Raw genomic sequence first — 19,952 nt, 5'->3', positions numbered from 1 at the left:
CCATAAGCCAGCCTCGCGCTGGCTTATGCGTATTCAAGACATGACTATTTGGGAGTAACTGCAGAGCATGTTCCGTAATTCGTATATTCAGCAGAACTCTGATATCCAGGCCGCTGGCGGCCTGGTCCCGATGGTTGTCGAGCAATCTGCTCGTGGCGAACGCGCCTATGACATCTACTCGCGCCTGCTCAAGGAGCGAGTGATCTTTCTGGTTGGTCCGGTAGAGGACTACATGGCCAACCTGATTTGTGCGCAGCTGCTGTTCCTTGAAGCGGAAAATCCGGACAAGGACATCCATCTCTACATCAACTCCCCGGGCGGTTCGGTGACAGCGGGCATGTCGATCTACGACACCATGCAGTTCATCAAGCCGAACGTATCGACCACCTGTATCGGTCAGGCGTGCAGCATGGGTGCTTTCCTGCTGACCGCTGGTGCTGAGGGCAAGCGTTACTGCCTGCCGAACTCACGCGTGATGATTCACCAGCCACTGGGCGGTTTCCAGGGCCAGGCATCGGACATCGAAATCCATGCCAAGGAAATCCTCTTCATTCGTGAGCGTCTCAACACGCTGATGGCCAAACATAGCGGGCATACCCTGGAAGAGATCGAGCGCGACACCAACCGTGACAATTTCATGAGCGCCGAAGCGGCTCGTGAATACGGGTTGATCGACGCAGTGATCGAAAAGCGCCCCGCTTAATATAAGCAGCTCAAAATAGGGCTGGTCGGCAGGTCCGACCACCAGTGGACTTGAAAAAGCCCTCAATAGCCTTCATCTTGTGTTGCAAGCCTATCGGATTTGGATCGAACGAATGACTGACACCCGCAACGGCGAGGACAACGGCAAGCTGCTCTATTGCTCCTTCTGTGGCAAAAGCCAGCATGAAGTACGCAAGTTGATTGCCGGCCCCTCGGTCTTTATCTGCGACGAGTGCGTCGACCTGTGCAATGACATCATCCGTGAGGAGGTGCAGGAAGCCCAGGCCGAAAGCAGCGCGCATAAATTGCCTTCGCCTAAAGAAATCAGCGGCATCCTTGATCAGTATGTGATTGGTCAAGAGCGTGCAAAGAAGGTTCTGGCCGTAGCGGTGTACAACCACTACAAGCGTCTGAACCAGCGTGACAAGAAAAGTGACGACGTCGAGCTCGGCAAAAGCAACATCTTGCTGATCGGCCCTACAGGCTCGGGTAAAACCCTGCTTGCAGAGACCCTGGCTCGCCTGCTGAACGTTCCCTTCACCATCGCCGACGCAACCACTCTTACCGAGGCCGGTTACGTAGGTGAAGACGTCGAGAACATCATTCAGAAGCTGCTGCAGAAATGCGACTACGACGTGGAGAAGGCCCAGATGGGCATTGTCTACATCGATGAAATCGACAAGATTTCGCGCAAATCCGACAACCCGTCGATCACCCGGGACGTTTCCGGTGAAGGCGTGCAGCAAGCGCTGTTGAAACTGATCGAAGGCACGGTTGCTTCCGTACCGCCACAAGGCGGCCGCAAGCACCCGCAGCAGGAATTCCTTCAGGTTGATACGCGCAACATCCTGTTCATCTGTGGCGGTGCGTTCTCCGGCCTGGAAAAGGTTATTCAAAACCGTTCCACCCGTGGCGGCATTGGCTTCAGTGCAGAAGTACGCAGCAAGGAAGAAGGCAAGAAAGTCGGTGAATCCCTGCGTGAAGTCGAGCCTGACGATTTGGTCAAGTTCGGTCTGATCCCGGAATTCGTTGGCCGTCTGCCGGTCCTGGCGACGCTGGACGAGCTGGATGAGGCTGCGTTGATGCAGATCCTCACCGAGCCGAAAAACGCCCTGACCAAGCAATACGCCAAGCTGTTCGAGATGGAAGGTGTGGACCTCGAGTTCCGTGCTGACGCGCTCAAATCGGTGGCCAAGCGGGCACTGGAGCGCAAGACCGGCGCCCGTGGTTTGCGCTCGATCCTCGAAGGCGTACTGCTCGACACCATGTACGAAATCCCCTCGCAGTCCGAGGTGAGTAAAGTGGTGATCGACGAAAGCGTTATAGAAGGCAAGTCCAAGCCACTGTATATCTACGAAAACAGTGAGCCGGCTGCCAAGGCTGCGCCAGACGCGTAAGCGTTGCACCGCCGAGCTGTACAAAATAAAGGGGCCTTAAGGGGCCCCTTTGTTTTTACTGCGTTTAACTGATGCCATTACGCTTGTTTTTTTTGCAGGCAGCCCCCATCTTGGTTTCAAGCTTACTTTCATCTGTCATAGAGGCGAAATCATGAAGACAACCATCGAATTGCCTCTCCTGCCGTTGCGTGATGTCGTCGTCTATCCGCACATGGTTATCCCGCTGTTCGTGGGGCGCGAGAAGTCTATCGAAGCCCTCGAGGCCGCGATGACGGGCGACAAGCAGATCCTGCTGCTGGCCCAGAGAAATCCTGCTGACGATGATCCGGGCGAAGATGCCCTGTATCGCGTTGGTACCGTTGCAACTGTCCTGCAACTGCTCAAGCTGCCTGATGGCACCGTCAAGGTGCTGGTGGAAGGCGAGCAGCGCGGTGCGGTCGAGCGCTTCATGGAAGTGGACGGCCACCTGCGTGCCGAAGTGGCGCTGATCGACGAAGTCGACGCCCCTGAGCGCGAATCCGAAGTGTTCGTTCGCAGCCTGCTGTCCCAGTTCGAGCAATACGTGCAACTGGGCAAGAAAGTCCCCGCAGAAGTCCTCTCTTCCCTCAATAGCATTGATGAGCCAAGCCGCCTGGTCGACACCATGGCCGCGCACATGGCGCTGAAAATCGAGCAGAAGCAGGACATTCTCGAGATCATCGATTTGTCGGCCCGGGTCGAACACGTCCTGGCGCTGCTGGATGCCGAAATCGACCTGCTGCAGGTTGAGAAGCGCATTCGCGGCCGTGTCAAAAAGCAAATGGAGCGCAGCCAGCGCGAGTACTACCTGAATGAGCAGATGAAGGCCATTCAGAAAGAGCTGGGCGACAGCGAGGAAGGCCACAACGAAATCGAGGAGTTGAAAAAGCGCATCGATGCCGCCGGCCTGCCGAAAGACGCGTTGACCAAGGCCACTGCCGAGTTGAACAAGCTCAAGCAAATGTCGCCGATGTCGGCCGAAGCCACCGTGGTTCGTTCGTATATCGACTGGCTGGTGCAGGTGCCGTGGAAGGCCCAGACCAAAGTGCGCCTGGACCTGGCCCGCGCCGAAGATATTCTCGACGCCGATCACTACGGCCTCGAAGAAGTCAAGGAACGCATTCTCGAATACCTCGCCGTGCAAAAGCGCGTGAAGAAGATTCGTGGTCCGGTGTTGTGCCTGGTCGGTCCTCCTGGTGTGGGTAAAACCTCGCTGGCGGAGTCGATTGCCCACGCCACCAACCGCAAATTCGTGCGCATGGCCCTGGGCGGTGTGCGTGATGAAGCGGAAATCCGTGGTCATCGCCGGACTTATATCGGTTCGATGCCAGGAAGATTGATTCAAAAGATGACAAAGGTGGGTGTGCGCAACCCGCTGTTCCTGCTCGATGAAATCGACAAGATGGGCAGCGACATGCGTGGCGACCCGGCGTCTGCTTTGCTGGAAGTGCTCGACCCCGAGCAGAACCACAATTTCAACGACCATTACCTGGAAGTGGACTACGACCTCTCCGACGTAATGTTCCTGTGCACCTCCAACTCGATGAATATTCCGCCAGCCTTGCTGGACCGGATGGAGGTGATTCGTCTGCCGGGTTACACCGAAGACGAGAAGATCAACATCGCCGTCAAATACCTCTCGCCCAAGCAGATTGCGGCCAACGGCCTGAAAAAAGGCGAGATCGAATTTGATGCCGACGCGATCCGCGACATCATTCGTTTCTACACCCGCGAGGCCGGTGTACGGGGCCTTGAGCGTCAACTGGCGAAGATCTGCCGCAAGGCCGTGAAGGAACATGCGCTGGAAAAACGCTTCTCGGTGAAGGTCACCGCTGACCTGCTGGAACACTTCCTGGGCGTGCGCAAATTCCGCTACGGCCTGGCTGAGCAGCAGGACCAGGTAGGCCAGGTCACTGGCCTGGCGTGGACCCAGGTGGGCGGCGAATTGCTGACCATCGAGGCCGCCGTGATCCCGGGCAAAGGGCAACTGATCAAGACCGGTTCCCTGGGTGACGTGATGGTTGAATCCATCACCGCCGCGCAGACCGTGGTGCGTAGCCGCGCCAAGAGCCTGGGGATCCCCCTGGACTTCCACGAGAAGCACGACACCCACATCCACATGCCGGAAGGGGCAACGCCGAAAGACGGTCCTAGCGCAGGCGTAGGCATGTGCACGGCACTGGTATCAGCCCTGACCGGCATTCCGGTGCGCGCCGATGTCGCCATGACCGGGGAAATCACCCTGCGTGGCCAGGTACTGGCCATTGGTGGCCTCAAAGAGAAATTGCTGGCTGCACACCGCGGTGGTATCAAGACTGTGATCATTCCTGAAGAGAATGTTCGCGACTTGAAGGAGATTCCTGACAACATCAAGCAGGATCTGCAGATTAAACCGGTTAAATGGATTGACGAGGTCCTGCAAATTGCGCTGCAATACGCGCCGGAGCCCTTGCCGGATGTGGCTCCGGAGATAGTTGCAAAGGATGAAAAACGCGAGACTGACTCTAAGGAAAGAATTAGCACGCATTAATACGTTTAAGCCTGGGGGCTTCCTTGACAGCTTTTTAGAGCCCTTGTTATAAAGCGGCTCTTAAGTGTCTGTAGGCCATTCAGCACTGGTTTTTGCTTTCACCAAAAAACTTAGAATCATACTCAATAGATATAAGGGGACTTAGAGTGAACAAGTCGGAACTGATTGATGCTATCGCTGCATCTGCTGATATCCCGAAAGCCGCTGCTGGCCGTGCGCTGGACGCAGTAATCGAATCCGTCACTGGCGCTCTCAAGGCCGGCGACTCTGTGGTACTGGTTGGTTTCGGTACTTTCTCTGTGACCGATCGTCCAGCTCGCACTGGCCGTAACCCACAGACTGGCAAGGCTCTGCAAATCGCCGCTGCCAAAAAACCAGGTTTCAAAGCCGGTAAAGCCCTGAAAGAAGCCGTTAACTAAGCTTCGCTCAAGCCTTACCCATCCGGGTCGGACGCAGGTCTGACCTGGCAGCGGAGCGGCAGCTGACCCGAGTATCCATCGGGTCGCCACGCCGGGGGTGTGGGTTCAAACCCCCGTCCGCTCCGCCAGTTACGAGAAGGCGCATCCTCGGATGCGCCTTTCTTCTATCCGGACTCTACCCACGCTCCACGGTTGCCTAATTTTGAAGTTCAACCGTTTCTGGGGGACGCATGCTGCAGAATATCAGGGACAATTCACAAGGCTGGATTGCCAAGACCATTATCGGGATCATCGTCGCATTGATGGCGTTCACCGGTATCGAGGCTATTTTTCAGGCTTCGACCAACAACAAGCAGGACGTGGCCAAGGTCAACGGTGAAGAAATCACCCAAAGCGAACTGGGCCAGGCCGTCGACATGCAACGTCGCCAGCTGATGCAACAGCTGGGCAAGGACTTCGATGCTTCCTTGCTGGACGAAAAGCTGCTGCGCGACGCCGCCCTCAAGGGCCTGATCGATCGCAAGCTGCTGCTGCAAGGCGCGGCCGATTCGAAATTCGCTTTCTCCGAAGCTGCGCTGGATCAAGTGATCCTGCAGACGCCGGAATTCCAGGTGGATGGCCAGTTCAACGCTGAGCGTTTCGACCAGGTGATCCGTCAGCTGGGCTACAGCCGTATGCAATTCCGTCAGATGCTGAGCCAGGAAATGCTGATCGGCCAGGTTCGTGCAGGCATTGCCGGCAGCGGTTTTGTGACTGATGCCGAAGTGCTCGCTTTCGCCCGTCTGGAAAAACAGACCCGCGATTTTGCCACCGTCAGCGTCAAGGCCGACCCTGCAGCAGTGAAGATCACTGACGACGAGGTCAAGGCTTACTACGACCAGCACGCCAAGGAGTTCATGACCCCGGACCAGGTGGTCATCGACTATCTGGAGCTGAAGAAGGCTTCCTTCTTCGACCAGGTCGCGGTCAAGGACGATGAGCTGCAAGCCCTCTATCAGAAAGAAACCGCCAACCTCGCTGAACAGCGTCGCGCGGCGCACATCCTGATTGAAGTCAACGACAAGACCACCGACGAGCAGGCCAAGGCCAAGATCGAAGAGATCCAGGCACGCCTGGCCAAGGGCGAGAAATTCGAAGCCCTGGCCAAGGAGTTCTCCCAGGATCCGGGTTCTGCGAACAACGGCGGTGACCTCGGTTTCGCTGGCCCTGGTGTCTACGACCCTGCCTTCGAAACAGCGCTGTATGCGCTGAACAAGGACCAGGTCTCGGCACCGGTGCGTTCCAGCTTCGGCTGGCACCTGATCAAGCTGTTGGGCGTTGAAGCACCTGAAGTGCCATCGTTCGCCAGCCTGAAAGACAAGCTGACCCGCGAGCTCAAGACCCAGCAGGTTGAACAGCGTTTCGTCGACGCGACCAAGCAACTGGAAGACGCTGCATTCGAAGCTTCCGACCTGGCCCAGCCGGCGTCGGACCTGAAGCTGACCGTGCACACCTCCGCGCCGTTTGGCCGTGAAGGTGGCGAAGGCATTGCTGCCAACCGTGCCGTGGTGACCGCTGCATTCAGCCCTGAAGTACTGGATGAAGGTGCCAACAGCACCGCCATCGAGCTGGACCCGGAAACCATCGTGGTGCTGCGTGCCAAAGAGCACCTGAAGCCTACCCAGCTGCCGCTGGAAAGCGTTGCCACTGCCATCCGTGCCCAGTTGACCAAGGAGCGCGCGAGCGCTGCGGCGAAGACTCACGCGGACGAGCTGATTGCCAACCTGCGTGATGGCAAGACACCGCTGAACCAGCCGGTGGATGGCCAGGCCTGGAAAGTCACCGAAGCGGCCACCCGTGGCCAGGAAGGCGTCGAGCCAGCCGTGCTGCAAGCCCTGTTCCGTATGCCAAAGCCTACGGCCAAGGACAAGCCGACCTTCACCAGCGTGACCCTGCCAGACGGTAGCCTGGTGATCGTGCGCTTGAACGCGGTCAATGAAGCCGCTGCACCGACCGATGACGAGAAGGCTCAGTACCGCCGCTTCCTCGCGTCCCGTGTTGGCCAGCAAGACTTCGCCGCCTATCGCAAGCAGTTGGAAACCAAGGCTGAGATCAAGAAGTTCTGATCTCGTAACAGCCTGAATAAAAAGACCCCGGCCTGAAGAGGCCGGGGTCTTTTTTTATCCACTAATCAGCTGACTCAACCAGTCTTGATTCAACGCGCAAACTTGAGCTTGCCCCAACTCAGGCCAATCACAGCCGCCAGGGTCGAAGCGCTCAGCACACTCAGCTTGGCAGCCGACAGCAGCGTCGGATCGGAGAAGGCCAGCGACGAGATGAAAATCGACATGGTGAAACCAATTCCCGCCAGCAGGCCCACCAGGGCGACGCCGTTCCAGGTCACGCCCTCCGGCAGTTTGCAGATATTCAGTTTGACCAGCACGACACTCGCCAGCATCACCCCCAGCGGCTTGCCGAGCACCAACGCCAGGATGACCCCCATGAACACACCGTGGGGCAGCGGGTCGTTCAGGTTGAACCCTTGCAGGCTCACCCCCGCGTTGGCCAGGGCAAACAGTGGCATGACGCCGAAGGCCACCCATGGGTGTAACCCGGCTTGAATCCGCTGCACCGGCGGCAACAGTTCCCGTTGGGCCTGTCTCAATTGCTTCAATGGTTTGGCGACCTGATGGGCACTTTCTGACGGATGCGAAAGCCGGTCCATCAGCTCGTTAAATGTGCGCCCGATGGTGTCCAGAGGGCGTTCCCGAGTCGGTCTGGAAGTCACGGGCGTTATCAGGCCAAGCATTACGCCCGCGAGCGTCGGATGCACGCCGGTCTTGAGCAGCCCAAACCAGACAATCGCCCCTGGCAATAGGTACACCACCGCCTTGCCAATTCCCATCCGCTGAAAAACCAGCACCAGCGCCAGCCCGCAGGCCGCGATCACCAGGCCCATGTAGTCCAGGCTGGCGGTATAGAAAATCGCGATGATCAGGATGGCGACGATGTCATCAATGATCGCCAGCGCCAGCAGCAGGATGCGCACGCCGGCGGGGATGGATTTACCCAACAGCGCCAGCACACCCACGGCAAATGCAATGTCGGTGGCAGTGGGCACTGCCCAGCCACTGGCCGCTACGGTGCCATGGTTGAGCAGGGTGTAAATCAGTGCCGGCATCAGCACGCCACCCAGCGCAGCGCCGAGGGGCAGGGTGGCCAGTTTCAGGTTGGCGAGTGCGCCGTCCCTGATCTCCTGGCGAATCTCGGCGCCCACCACCAGGAAGAAGATGGTCATCAGCCCATCGTTCACCAGGAAGTGCAACGAGCGCGAGACCGTGAAGTCTCCCAGCCCGATAGTGAGTGGGGTGTTCCAGAAGTGTTCGTAGGAATCTGCGACGGGGCTGTTGGCCCAGACCAGCGCGACGATCGCTGCCAGCAGCAACACGATACCGCTGACTGCTTCGATCCTTGAAAACCGCTCCAATGCGGACAGGGCGCCTTCGACCAGAACCTGGGGGCGCGGAATAGCAGGGTGTTTATCAGGCACGACAAGTCTCCATTGGCGGCCCGACCAATGCTTATCCTTTAACCTGCGCTGTGCCGTATGCAGCAGCGCACCCGGTGCGATCATAAGAGTTAAGAAACATCACGTCACGTTTCGTTTAAACATCGGTTAAACGCAGCGTCGCGATCAGCGCCAGTACGACCAACGCGGCGACCGCCCATGGAAACGATGTCACTCCCCACCCTTGCAACAACATGCCGCCGAGTAGTCCGCCACCGGCGATGCCCAGGTTCCACACCGTCACCAGCATCGACTGCGCGGCATCGGCTGAATCCCCGGCCGACTTGGCCAGCGCCGTTTGCAGCAATGCCGGCAAACCGCCAAACGCCAGCCCCCATAACGCCACCGTGGTGTAGATCACCGTCGCCGAGGTGATCCAGAACGCCAGCGCCAGGGCCGACAGCGCGAACATTGCGCAGCTGATTACCAATAAGGCGCGCAGCCGCTGATCAATCAGCGCGCCGACGATCCAGATACCCAGCAGCGCCGCCAGGCCAAACACCAGCAGCACCTGGTCGATGTCCGCTGCAATCCCGGCAGGTACCAGGAACGGCGCGATATAGGTGTAGAGAATGTTATGAGCCAGCACGTAGGTGAAAGTCACAAACAGCACCGGACGAATCCCTGGCAGCGCCAGCACCTGGCGCAGCCCCAGGCGTTTTTCCGCCTGTTGCCCGGCAAAGTCCGGGACCTGCCAGCGCACCCAGGCCAGCAGCACAACCGTCAGGCCGGACATGATCGCGAAGCTCAGGCGCCAGCCCACCGTGGTGCCCAGGAATGTCCCGGCCGGTACACCCAGTGACAGCGCCAATGGCGCGCCGAGCATGGCCACGGCAATGGCCCTGCCTTGCAGGTGCGGCGCAACCATGCGGCTGGCATAACCGGCCAGCAGCGCCCAGAGCAATCCCGCGAACACCCCGGCGAAGAACCTGGCCACCAGGGTCAGCAGGTAATCGCTGGAAAACGCCGTCACACTGTTGACCAAGGCAAACCCGCCGATGGCAATCATCAGCAATGGCCGCCGGCGCCAGCCCCGGGTGGCGATGGTCAGGGGAATCGCGGCCAACAGCGAGCCCAGGGCGTACAGGGTCACCAACTGGCCCACCAACGCTTCGGACACCCCGAGGCCGGCGCCCATTTGCGGGAGCAAGCCTGCCGGCATGGCTTCGGTGAGGATAGTGATGAAACCGGCGGTAGCCAATGCCAACAGACCGCCCAGAGGCAGTCGTTCACGGCTCACCGTGGGGGTCGTGGAAGATAGGGCGCTATCACTCATGTTTTCTGGCTCCGGTTTTCAGACGAAAGGGCAGGGAGCCAGAGTAGGGTGCTGCACGGTGGAGAAAAACAGGCTAAGGTTCCGAACTTATCGGACGCCAATGTCCGCAATCCTCGGGAGCGAGACGATGGACAGCCTGGGCAGTATTTCAGTGTTTGTGCAGGTGGCCGAAACCCGCAGCTTTACCGAGGCCGGGCGCATGCTGGGGGTGTCGTCCTCGGCGATTGGCAAAAGCATCGCGCGCATCGAAGAGCGCCTGGGGGTGCGGCTGTTCCATCGCAGCACCCGCAGTATCACGTTGACCAGCGAGGGCGCACTGTTTCTCGAACGCTCCCGGCGCATCCTGGCGGAAGTCGAAGCCGCAGAACAGGAACTGAGCCAGGCATCCGCCACCCCCAGAGGCAAGTTGCGCGTCAGCCTGCCGCAAGTGCGCGGCTTGTTGATGCCGGTACTGACGGATTTCATGCGCGCCTATCCCGAGATCGAGCTGGACGTGGACTTCTCCGACCGCATGGTGGATGTGATCGAGGAGGGTTTCGACGCGGTGATCCGCACCGGCAAACCCGAGGACTCACGCTTGATGGCGCGCCACCTCGGGTATTACCGCCTGGTGCTGGTGGCGTCCCCGGAGTACCTGCGCCTGCACGGTACGCCGCGCCAGCCCCGGGATTTGAGCGACCACGCCTGCCTGCGCCACAAATTCTGCGCCACCGGCAAGCTGGAAACCTGGCCACTGCGCCCGGAGCCGGGCCTGCCGGAGCCGACCCTGCGTGCGCCGCTGGTCTCCACCACCATCGAATCACTGATGCACGTGGCCCATGAAGGCCTGGGGATTGCCTGCCTGCCAGACTTCATGGTCCGCGAATCGGTGGAGCAGGGCCGGCTGCAACGGGTGCTGGACTATTACCTGGAGCACAGCGGCAGCTTCTGGATGCTCTGGCCATCAAGTCGCCATGCCTCGGCGAAATTGCGCGTGTTTATCGACCATATGGGCGAGCGGCTTTTTCCTGCGGACACCGTCCCGTAAGGCTGTGACGTTTTACCGACAGGAATTCGCGCGCCGAGGCCACGTTCTGTTGCACAATACCGCCCTGACTGTTTTCCTCAGGATTTTCGATGTCGACATCATTTCACTTGCGTAGCCTCGGGTTGGCGCTGGTGCTGGCGGGCGCTGCGGGCTGCTCGTCACCCAAGACCGCTATTTATGAACATGAGAACTTCGACGACTCCGGCACGTTTTCCCGTGATTACCCGGTCAGTGACACGGCGGCCTGCGAAGCGGCGCGGCGTGCGCTGTTGAGCCAGGGTTACATCATCACCAGCAGCGATCCAAAGCTGGTGGCGGGTAACAAGAGCTTCCAGCAGACCGGCGAAACTCACCTGCAGATCAGCTTCAACGTGGTGTGTGCCGACGATGGCAGCGGCAATCATCACTCGACGATGTTCGCCAACGCCTTGCAGGATCGCTACGCCTTGAAGAAGGTCAACAACTCCGCCAGCCTCGGTGTGGGTGTGTTGGGTTCGGTGTCGATGCCGATTGGCTCCACCGACGACTCCATGGTCAAGGTGGCCAGCGAGACGGTGTCTGCGCCGAAATTTTATGAGCGTTATTTCGCCCTGGTGGACGTTTTCCTGCCCCAGGAAGTGAAAAAGGCAGCGCATATTCCAGAGAAGCCCAAGGCTGACCTGGGCATCCCGGAACCTAAGGCAGCTCCGGCGGCCGATAAGGCCGATAAGGTTGAAGCGCCGAAAGAAGTGCCAAAAGAAGCGCCGGCCACACCGGCAGCCCCAGTGACGCCGGCGGTAGTGCCAGCGGCATCGGAGCCGGTGGTACCACCGGCGGAACCTGCGCCGATTGCACCAAAGGAAGCCCCGGCACCTGCGCCAGAGGCCACCACTCCTGCGCTGCCGGCGCCGACCGAAGCGATTCCGCCTCTGCCGACGCCTGCGCAGTAACTACACCGCTACGGGGTTGGCCTTGTCGACGTTGATCCCGTAGCGGCTGATCGCCTCCGCCACCCTGGCGCGGCTGATCAGGCCGTCATCCGCCAGCGCCTTCAAGGCCGCCAGGGCAATGAAATACCGGTCCACCTCGAAGAACTCGCGCAAGGTTTCGCGGGTATCCGATTGCCCGAAGCCATCGGTGCCCAGCGCCACAAAGCGCCGGCCCGGTACAAACGGGCGAATCTGATCGGCAAAGATTTTCATGTAGTCGGTGGCGACCACCACGGGCCCAGGCTGGCCCTCAAGGCACTGCTCGACATAGCTGGTACGCGGTTCGCTTTCAGGATGCAGCAGGTTCCAGCGCTCCACGGCATGACCTTCCCGGCGCAGCTCGGTCAGGCTGGTGACACTCCACACATCGCTGGCCACGGCAAAATCATCGCGCAGCAGGTCCGCGGCGGCGATGACTTCCCGCAGGATCGAACCGCTGCCCATCAGCTGTACCCGTGGTTGCTTGGTGTCTTCAGCCGCCTTCAACCGATACATGCCCTTGAGAATCCCGTCCTCGACGCCTTCGGGCATCGCCGGGTGCGGGTAGTTTTCGTTGAGCAGGGTGATGTAGTAGTAGATGTCCTCTTGCTCGACGTACATCCGGCGCATGCCTTCGCGAATGATCACCGCCAGCTCGAAGGCAAACGTCGGATCGTAGGAAATGCAGCACGGGATCACCGACGACAGCACATGGCTGTGGCCATCGTCATGCTGCAGGCCTTCGCCCATCAGCGTGGTGCGCCCGGCCGTCGCCCCCAGCAGAAAGCCCCGCGCCCGTGCATCACCTGCGGCCCAGGCCAGGTCGCCAACCCGCTGGAAGCCGAACATCGAATAGAAAATGTAGAACGGCACGGTCATCAAGCTGTGGTTGGCGTAGGACGTACTCGCTGCGATCCACGAGGAAATGGCGCCGGATTCATTCAGGCCTTCCTGCATGATCTGTCCGTCCTTGCTCTCTTTGTAGTAGGACAGCTGGCCCGCATCCTGTGGGGTGTAGAGCTGGCCGACAGCGGAGTGAATGCCGATCTGGCGGAACAGGCTTTCCATGCCAAAGGTGCGGGACTCGTCCGGCACGATGGGCACGATCAGTTTGCCCAGGTTCGGATCCTTGAGCAGGGTGCCGAGGATGCGCACAAAGGCCATGGTGGTGGAGATCGCGCGCTCGCCGGTGTCCTTGAGCTGGGTGGCGAAGGCATCCAGTTCCGGGATCTTCAGCGACTCGACCGCGCTATGGCGAGCCGGCACGTAGCCACCCAGTGACTGGCGGCGGGCGGCGAAATAGCGGGCCTCTTCGCTGTCGGCGGCCGGTTTGAGATACGGGATTTCAGCCAGTTGGTCGTCGGCCACTTCCAGCCCGAAGCGATCGCGGAAGGCTTTGACGGCTTCAGCGCCCATCTTTTTCAGCTGGTGGTTGATGTTCTGGCCTTCGCCGGCCTCGCCCATGCCGAAGCCCTTGACGGTTTTCGCCAGGATCACCGTCGGCTGGCCGCTGTGACGCACGGCGGCGGCATAGGCGTTGTAGACCTTGTCCGGGTCATGGCCGCCCCGTGAGAGTTTCCAGATGTCGTCGTCGGACATGTCTGCCACCAGCGCCAGCAACTCCGGGTATTTGCCGAAGAAGTGTTCCCGCACGTAGGCGCCGTTTTGTGATTTGTAGTTTTGATAGTCGCCGTCCACGCACTCCATCATGCGCTGGCGCAGCAAGCCGCTTTTATCCTTTTCCAGCAGCGCATCCCAGCCGCCGCCCCAGATTACCTTGATCACGTTCCAGCCGGCGGCGCGGTACAGGCTTTCGAATTCCTGGATCACCTTGGCATTGCCGCGCACCGGCCCATCCAGGCGTTGCAGGTTGCAGTTGACCACGAAGATCAGGTTGTCGAGTTTCTCGCGCCCGGCCAGGGAAATGGCCGCCAGGGATTCCGGCTGATCCATCTCGCCATCACCGAGGAACGCCCACACCTTGCGGCCCTGGTGCTGCTTGAGGTCGCGGAACTCCAGGTAGCGCATGAAGCGCGCCTGATACGCGGCGGTAATCGGTCCGAGGCCCATGGAAACCGTAGGAAACTGCCAGAAGTCCGGCATCAGGCGAGGGTGCGGATAGGATGACAAACCGTCGCCACCGGCTTCCCGGCGGAAGTTGTCCAGCTGCGCTTCGCTGATCCGGCCTTCGAGGTACGCCCGCCCGTAAATGCCCGGCGCGGAGTGGCCCTGGATGTACACCAGGTCGCCATCGAAGCTTTCAGTTCGGCCACGGAAGAAATGGTCGAAGCCTACGTCATACAGCACCGCAGCCGACGCATAGGTTGCGATATGCCCGCCCACGCCGGAATGTTTGCCCGCGCGCAGCACCATGGCCATGGCGTTCCAGCGAATAAACGCATTCAGCCGGCGCTCGGTGGCCAGGTTGCCGGGGTAGGGCAACTGGCGGTCTACCGGGATGGTGTTGACGTACGGGGTGGTCACCCGCCCGTAGAAGTCGCCATGCCGCGCCACGTCGAAATCCAGCAACTGATCAATCAGGTAATGCGCACGCGGGCGGCCTTCGGTGGTCAGCACCGATTCGATGGACTCCAGCCATTCGCGGGTTTCCTGTGGATCGTCGTCGAGGCGTACTGCAGTGTTCGGGGTCATGTCAGGCTCCAGGGTGGACGGGTTTCAGCGTGTGGGCTCCTTGTGGGAGCTTTGCGAATGTAGTTGCAATTGCAACTACATGGCTGAATCTAGCGCGGGATGAGCTACTATTGCAACCTTCTTGAAATTCCCCGGATGGTGTTGCATGTCGTCGAAAGAGCCTGATGTCTGGTTCCGTTTTGTTCGGGCCCACAGGACGGTCATCCGTGAAATCGAACGGCGCCTGGCCGATGCCGGTCTGCCGCCGTATGCCTGGTACGACGCTTTGTGGGGCCTGGAAAGTGGCCCCGATGGCACCCGGCGCATGCACGAATTGGCCGATGTGCTGGCCATCGAACGCTACAACCTGACGCGCCTGGTCGACCGCCTGGAAAAGGACGGCCTGGTGGTGCGTTCGCGCTCCGACGGTGACGGGCGTGCTGCCTTTGTCTCAATTACCGACGCGGGCCGGGTATTGCGTAAAAAGATGTGGAAAATCTACGAAAGCAGCGTGGATGAATTGTTTTTGTCGCAGCTCGACAGCGAGCAACGCCGGGGTTTTGCCGAGGCATTGGAGCGTACCGCGGGGCTGGCGATGGAGGCGGGCGTGCAGACCCGCGGGCGGCGTAAGACCTGAAGCAAATATTCCAGGCGACGCGGATTCCGTGTGGGAGCGGGCTTGCTCGCGAAAGCGGTGTGTCAGCAACAGTAATATCAACAGGCACACCGTCTTCGCGAGCAAGCCCGCTCCCACATTTGATCTGCGATGGATTGCAGATCGTCATTTCAGGTGATATCGATTCAGGGCGGTCTCCACCTGTTCTGCTTCGATCCAGCCGTCATCCGCCAACGCCTTCAATGCCAGCACCGCTACCCAATATCGACTGGGTGCTGACGTTTCCACGGAGCCCGCACCCAACGCCACAAACCGCGCATCCACATGCCCCGCCAATTGATCGACGATAGGCTGCGGATACCCGGTGACCGCGACCACCGGCGCGCCATCCCCAGCCAGGCAATCCCTTAGATGACAACTGCGCTTCGGTGCCAACGGGTGCAGGCGATTCCAGCGTTGCGCTGCATCCGCTTCGCGGGCCAGCCGTGTATAGCTGGGGCAACTCCACAGTTGCGCCTCGACGTTCCAATCCGTCTCGAGCAACTGCGCGGCGTGCACGACTTCTTCAAACGCTCGACCCGCACCCAGCAACCGCACCCTCAATTCACTCGTGTATGAGCGCCGGACCCGGTACATGCCCCTGAGCGCATGGTCACTATCCTGCGGGCTCAGCCCTGGCCCTTCGTGTTGATCGTGCAGTGCCAGGTAGTAGAACCCCGGCTCGCCGTCGACATACAGCGCCTGCAAACCCGCCAGCACAATCGCCCGGGCTTCCTCGCCGGAGGCCGGGTCATAAGGTGTGCAGTGAGGATTGCTGGCCAGCCATAAGGGCAGTGAAGGGGAGGGCTGGGTTGCATTGTCGTTGCACAGGATGCCCCGCTGACGGGTCTCGCCGGACAGCGCGCGCAACTGCGCCGATGACGCGGCCGTGTGCAGGTACAGCATGGGTTTTTCCCCGGTATTGCGCGCGAACCAGGTGGGCCAGCTCACCACTCGGCGTGAGCGCGACTGGCCGCGAATCACCCACGCCTGCCGGCTGGACTCCAGGGTGTTGGCCATGGTCATCACGCTATACAGGGGCGAGCAGCGGGGCTGCTGCGTTGCATTCAGGGCGTCGATGCAGATCAGGGCAGAGCGTTCGGTGCTGGCAGTCATGAGCAGGGTCGCTTGGCAACGGGTGCCCATACCCTAAAGGAATTCGGCTTACGATTGCAATTGCAATGATTGCAGTTGCATCTAAAATTCATCCGGCTAAATCAAGGCAATCCTGCTACGTTTAATCCTGAAGTGCAGGAACGTCATGCCACGGACATTTTTTCGTCATGACGGCACTTTAGGCTGGTTGTGCAGGTCACTAAGCAACCCCTTTTCATAAAACAAGGAGTCAACCATGGACGATTACCAGGAAGAATTGCTCGAGTACCACGCCTTTGAACTGGATCCGCTGGATCCGGCCGATGATGCCACCGAGCTGTAAGACAGACGTCAGGCGGAATGCCGCTGACTGCGGCGAAATTCCCCTGGGGTCTGGCTGTTCCAGCGCTTGAACGCCCGTTGAAAGGCTTCCGCTGAAGCAAAACCGAGCAAATAGGCAATTTCACCGAACGCCAGTTCGGTATCGCGAATGTAGGTCATGGCCAGGTCGCGGCGAGTGTCGTTGAGAATCGCCCGGAACTGAGTCCCTTCTTCCGCCAGCTTGCGCCGCAGGGTCCAGGTCGGCAGTTTCAAGCGTGACGCCACTTCTTCCAGGTCGGGTTCCCGGCCACCATTGAGCATCGGCCCGAGCAAGCGGGTAATGCGCTCGCGCAGGCTGCGGGTGCGCGTCAACTGCTCCAGTTCCCGTTCGCACAACTGCACCAGTAATTGCCAGGTACTCGGGCAGTGTTCCGGGTTGCGCAGGGCCAGGGTTTTCTGGCTGAGGCGCAGTTGGTTGTGCTCGGCGCCAAACTGGATCGGGCAGTCCCCCAGCACGCTGTAGCGCTCGCTGTAGTCCGGTGCTTCGAATTCGATTTCGATGCGTTGCGCCTGCACCGGTTGCAGGCTCAGGCTCGACAACTGATGCAGCCACCCGGCGATGATCGAATCCACCACAAAGCGGTTGTAGGCGTTGTAGGGGCTGATGGAATAGAAGCGCAACCAGGCGCCATCCGTGTCCTCGTGAAAGCTCGACTGGCCGCGATAGTTGGAGCCGTACAAGGCTTCGAAGCGCGTCAGGGTACGGGCGGCTTCGCGCACGGTGGGCGCCTGGGCGGCGGTGACCCCGGCGAGCCCGGCCTGGCTCAGGCGGCTGAGCTGGCCCATGCGCAGGCCCAGGCTGGCATCGCCGGTCAACTGGATGGCCGCAAAGCCCAGGCGCATATAGCGCGGGATCGACAAGCGTGCACCCGCCTCGGCCAGGCGTGCCGGGTCAAGGCCGTATTGCAGCAGCAACGGTTGCGGGTCCAGGCCATGGCTGTGGATCGCATCGGCCAAGGTGTGGACGAAGCCCACCGACAAATCCCCAAGCCGCACCGGCTTCATTGAGTTACAGCCACACGTTCAGCAGGCGCGCGCCACGGGCATTGCCGTCGGCGAACACCTGGCCGTTGCTGCTGAGGAAGCTTTGCCCGGCGCTGCCCATGTCAAAGAACTGCCCGCGCAGGAACACGCTCATGCCGGCGGTGGCCTGGCTGATGGGTTGCTGGCTGGTCAGGGTCAGGCGGTGCCAGGCTTCGCCTTCGCTGAGCTCTTCGGGCTTGAGGCTGATCTCGGCTGGCGTCGACACGCTTTTGAAGCCGCGCCACGGCTTGTCCCAGGTCTCGCGGCCAATCACGAAGGCCGGCACCGCCACCAACTGGGCGCCTTGCTCGTTGAGCTTGCGGTAGTTGTCCGGGTACCAGCTGTCGCTGCCGATCAGGATGCCCAGGCGCCCGGCCGGGGTATCGACCACGCTGACGCTGTTTTCATCGCCCGGCTCAATAAAGCCGCGCTCGTCAAAAATCGGATACAGCTGGCGTTGCGGCTGGCCCAGCGGCAAGCCATCGCGGTCGAAGACCACACTGGTGTTGTACAGCGCGCCATGGCCGATCTGCAGCTGGCCCTGGTTGACGCTCGGGTTGGGCAGGGCAATGGAGCCGGCCACCAGGGTCACGCCGAATTCCTTGGCCAGGCCACCGAACAGCACTTGATAGTCGCGGGCCATGGCCGGGGCCTTCATACGCAGGTAGGCGTCGTCGATGCGGTCGTCACCCTTGGCGCTGATCAAGGCCCGCAGGAACAGCAGCGGGTTGCTCGCCGACAACCAGTTCATCGCTTCCTTGAGGTTGGTGGCCTGGTACAGCTCGTTCTTTTCGCCGCTGACCATCAGCCAGGTGCCGATATGTTCCGGCAGTACCACGATGGTCTTGTCGTTGATCAGGCCTTGGTCACGGGCGTTTTGCAGGTAGGCCGCCAGTTTGAGGTGCAGGCGTTCCAGGCTCTGGTAGTCGGCGGGGAACAGTTCCGGCTGGATGCCCAGCAGGTTGCCGCGGTCGGCGGGCACGCCCTGGTCGACGGCCAGGTTGATCCGCAGGTCGGACAGGTAATGGCCCACGGGGCGCTCCTGGGTCCAGACCAGATAGGCGGAAACGGCGGCGACCAGGGCCATGATGAGGGTGAAGCCAAGAAGTTTACGCATGGGGCAAATGACAACGGACCGTGTGCTGGGTTTGCATTTTCTCTCAAATTTCTGGGCTGGGTACGAAAAACCGTGGTTTGGCACGAAAATCTCAAAAGCCTTGAGTGCGTGTTTTCGCCGCGGGCCGGATCTTTCCAGGGTCGACAGTAACGGGTTGTGACCACAGGTGCACGCGCGCTGGTCAATGCCGTGGGATGTTACTCGTGCGCGCACCAGCTTCTGGCAGATTGTTACTTTGTGCCTCAATACCGTGCGCAAGTTCCTCGCCAAGGTTGATTCGCGCGATGGGTTCGCGGAGGGCTGGCCGCGCAACTCAGGTGTTTCAGCGCCTTACAGGCCTCTCTGTTCAACGACGCGTCGAGTTGGCAACAACCTTGCATATGCTTGTATGTACAAGTAAAGATGTGTGCGTAAGAGTCCATGAGCATCCTCTTCGCACCCATCAATGTTCGCGCATTGATCGTTGAGGATTTTTTTGTGACCAAGCCTACCCAATACCGTGACGTTGAAATCCGTGCCGCACGCGGCAACACGCTGACCGCCAAAAGCTGGCTGACTGAAGCGCCGCTGCGCATGTTGATGAACAACCTCGACCCGCAGGTTGCCGAAAATCCGAAAGAACTGGTGGTGTACGGCGGTATCGGCCGTGCGGCACGTAACTGGGAATGCTACGACAAGATCGTCGAAAGCCTGACCAACCTCAACGACGACGAAACCCTGCTGGTGCAATCCGGCAAACCCGTCGGCGTGTTCAAGACCCACAGCAACGCCCCGCGCGTGCTGATCGCCAACTCCAACCTGGTGCCGCACTGGGCGAGCTGGGAGCATTTCAACGAACTGGATGCCAAGGGCCTGGCCATGTACGGCCAGATGACCGCCGGCAGCTGGATCTACATCGGCAGCCAGGGCATCGTGCAGGGCACCTACGAAACCTTCGTCGAAGCCGGTCGCCAGCACTACAACGATGACCTCAAGGGCCGTTGGGTCCTGACTGCCGGCCTCGGCGGCATGGGCGGCGCACAGCCACTGGCCGCGACCCTGGCCGGTGCCTGCTCGCTGAACATCGAATGCCAGCAGGTCAGCATCGACTTCCGCCTGAGCAGCCGCTACGTCGACGAACAAGCCACCGACCTCGACGACGCCCTGGCGCGCATCGACAAATACACCAAGGCCGGCCAGGCGATCTC

General features: G+C 60.2%; 14 protein-coding genes and 1 pseudogene. 9 read left to right on the top strand and 6 right to left on the bottom strand.

Features of this window, described 5'->3' with window-relative positions; all coding sequences use genetic code 11:
• Positions 1-67: 67 nt before the first annotated feature.
• The 5 genes from clpP to JV201_RS19280 all read left to right on the top strand — a co-directional run bounded on the left by clpP (position 68) and on the right by JV201_RS19280 (position 7,171).
• Positions 68-703 (top strand): ATP-dependent Clp endopeptidase proteolytic subunit ClpP, encoded by a 636-nt coding sequence (gene clpP, locus JV201_RS19300; protein ID WP_003174822.1) that lies wholly within the window; start codon positions 68-70, stop codon positions 701-703.
• 112 nt (positions 704-815) lie between these two features.
• Positions 816-2,099, top strand: coding sequence for an ATP-dependent Clp protease ATP-binding subunit ClpX (clpX, locus tag JV201_RS19295; RefSeq protein WP_003207856.1), 1,284 nt, complete (start codon positions 816-818; stop codon positions 2,097-2,099).
• A gap of 151 nt (positions 2,100-2,250) precedes the next feature.
• Complete coding sequence (gene lon, locus JV201_RS19290; RefSeq protein WP_003207858.1) at positions 2,251-4,647, top strand: endopeptidase La; 2,397 nt, start codon at positions 2,251-2,253, stop codon at positions 4,645-4,647.
• 146 nt (positions 4,648-4,793) lie between these two features.
• On the top strand, positions 4,794-5,066 hold the full coding sequence (locus JV201_RS19285) for an HU family DNA-binding protein (protein ID WP_003174819.1): 273 nt from the start codon (positions 4,794-4,796) through the stop codon (positions 5,064-5,066).
• 230 nt (positions 5,067-5,296) lie between these two features.
• The gene (locus JV201_RS19280; RefSeq protein ID WP_219405929.1) at positions 5,297-7,171 is read left to right on the top strand and encodes a SurA N-terminal domain-containing protein; all 1,875 of its coding nucleotides are present in this window, start codon (positions 5,297-5,299) and stop codon (positions 7,169-7,171) included.
• Positions 7,172-7,260: 89 nt separating this feature from the next.
• On the opposite strand, the gene nhaA is transcribed toward JV201_RS19280, so the two are convergent.
• Positions 7,261-8,595, bottom strand: a complete 1,335-nt coding sequence (gene nhaA, locus JV201_RS19275) for a Na+/H+ antiporter NhaA (protein ID WP_219405928.1) — start codon at positions 8,593-8,595, stop codon at positions 7,261-7,263.
• Positions 8,596-8,710: 115 nt separating this feature from the next.
• Entirely contained in the window at positions 8,711-9,889 is a 1,179-nt protein-coding gene (locus JV201_RS19270; protein ID WP_008431952.1) for an MFS transporter, read from the bottom strand.
• A gap of 127 nt (positions 9,890-10,016) precedes the next feature.
• Between JV201_RS19270 and JV201_RS19265 the strand changes: the two genes are divergently transcribed.
• Entirely contained in the window at positions 10,017-10,916 is a 900-nt protein-coding gene (locus tag JV201_RS19265; RefSeq protein ID WP_003207864.1) for a LysR family transcriptional regulator, read from the top strand.
• Between the two features lie 89 nt (positions 10,917-11,005).
• Positions 11,006-11,845 carry a DUF2242 domain-containing protein gene (locus tag JV201_RS19260; RefSeq protein ID WP_003207865.1) on the top strand — a complete coding sequence of 280 codons (840 nt, stop codon included), beginning with the start codon at positions 11,006-11,008 and terminating at the stop codon, positions 11,843-11,845.
• Here the strand turns inward: JV201_RS19260 and aceE are convergent, their stop codons facing one another.
• Positions 11,846-14,515, bottom strand: a complete 2,670-nt coding sequence (aceE, locus tag JV201_RS19255; protein WP_219405927.1) for a pyruvate dehydrogenase (acetyl-transferring), homodimeric type — start codon at positions 14,513-14,515, stop codon at positions 11,846-11,848. It abuts the gene before it with no gap.
• 145 nt (positions 14,516-14,660) lie between these two features.
• On the opposite strand from aceE, the gene JV201_RS19250 reads away from it, so the two are divergent.
• Positions 14,661-15,131, top strand: coding sequence for a MarR family winged helix-turn-helix transcriptional regulator (locus JV201_RS19250; RefSeq protein ID WP_008431958.1), 471 nt, complete (start codon positions 14,661-14,663; stop codon positions 15,129-15,131).
• A gap of 144 nt (positions 15,132-15,275) precedes the next feature.
• Here the strand turns inward: JV201_RS19250 and JV201_RS19245 are convergent, their stop codons facing one another.
• From JV201_RS19245 to JV201_RS19235, 3 genes are all read right to left on the bottom strand, one after another.
• Complete coding sequence (locus JV201_RS19245; protein WP_219405926.1) at positions 15,276-16,295, bottom strand: pyruvate dehydrogenase; 1,020 nt, start codon at positions 16,293-16,295, stop codon at positions 15,276-15,278.
• Positions 16,296-16,595: 300 nt separating this feature from the next.
• Positions 16,596-17,630 (bottom strand): AraC family transcriptional regulator, encoded by a 1,035-nt coding sequence (locus JV201_RS19240; RefSeq protein WP_008431962.1) that lies wholly within the window; start codon positions 17,628-17,630, stop codon positions 16,596-16,598.
• Positions 17,631-17,634: 4 nt separating this feature from the next.
• The gene (locus JV201_RS19235; protein WP_219405925.1) at positions 17,635-18,765 is read right to left on the bottom strand and encodes a carbon-nitrogen hydrolase family protein; all 1,131 of its coding nucleotides are present in this window, start codon (positions 18,763-18,765) and stop codon (positions 17,635-17,637) included.
• A 477-nt stretch (positions 18,766-19,242) separates the two neighbouring features.
• Between JV201_RS19235 and JV201_RS29835 the strand changes: the two are divergent.
• Positions 19,243-19,952, top strand: a pseudogene (locus JV201_RS29835) (urocanate hydratase); the annotation flags it as partial.

Source organism: Pseudomonas sp. Colony2, from assembly GCF_019382755.1.
Lineage (GTDB): Bacteria > Pseudomonadota > Gammaproteobacteria > Pseudomonadales > Pseudomonadaceae > Aquipseudomonas.
This window is presented reverse-complemented; position numbering and strand designations above follow the sequence as displayed.

Bases quoted from the DNA above. Each gene is read 5' to 3' on its own strand.
- JV201_RS19260 (WP_003207865.1), top strand. From the start codon at position 11,006: ATGTCGACATCATTTCACTTGCGTAGCCTCGGGTTGGCGCTGGTGCTG.
- JV201_RS19280 (WP_219405929.1), top strand. From the start codon at position 5,297: ATGCTGCAGAATATCAGGGACAATTCACAAGGCTGGATTGCCAAGACC.
- JV201_RS19245 (WP_219405926.1), bottom strand. From the start codon at position 16,295: ATGGGCACCCGTTGCCAAGCGACCCTGCTCATGACTGCCAGCACCGAA.
- aceE (WP_219405927.1), bottom strand. From the start codon at position 14,515: ATGACCCCGAACACTGCAGTACGCCTCGACGACGATCCACAGGAAACC.
- clpP (WP_003174822.1), top strand. From the start codon at position 68: ATGTTCCGTAATTCGTATATTCAGCAGAACTCTGATATCCAGGCCGCT.
- lon (WP_003207858.1), top strand. From the start codon at position 2,251: ATGAAGACAACCATCGAATTGCCTCTCCTGCCGTTGCGTGATGTCGTC.
- JV201_RS19270 (WP_008431952.1), bottom strand. From the start codon at position 9,889: ATGAGTGATAGCGCCCTATCTTCCACGACCCCCACGGTGAGCCGTGAA.
- clpX (WP_003207856.1), top strand. From the start codon at position 816: ATGACTGACACCCGCAACGGCGAGGACAACGGCAAGCTGCTCTATTGC.
- JV201_RS19240 (WP_008431962.1), bottom strand. From the start codon at position 17,630: ATGAAGCCGGTGCGGCTTGGGGATTTGTCGGTGGGCTTCGTCCACACC.
- JV201_RS19235 (WP_219405925.1), bottom strand. From the start codon at position 18,765: ATGCGTAAACTTCTTGGCTTCACCCTCATCATGGCCCTGGTCGCCGCC.
- JV201_RS19250 (WP_008431958.1), top strand. From the start codon at position 14,661: ATGTCGTCGAAAGAGCCTGATGTCTGGTTCCGTTTTGTTCGGGCCCAC.
- JV201_RS19265 (WP_003207864.1), top strand. From the start codon at position 10,017: ATGGACAGCCTGGGCAGTATTTCAGTGTTTGTGCAGGTGGCCGAAACC.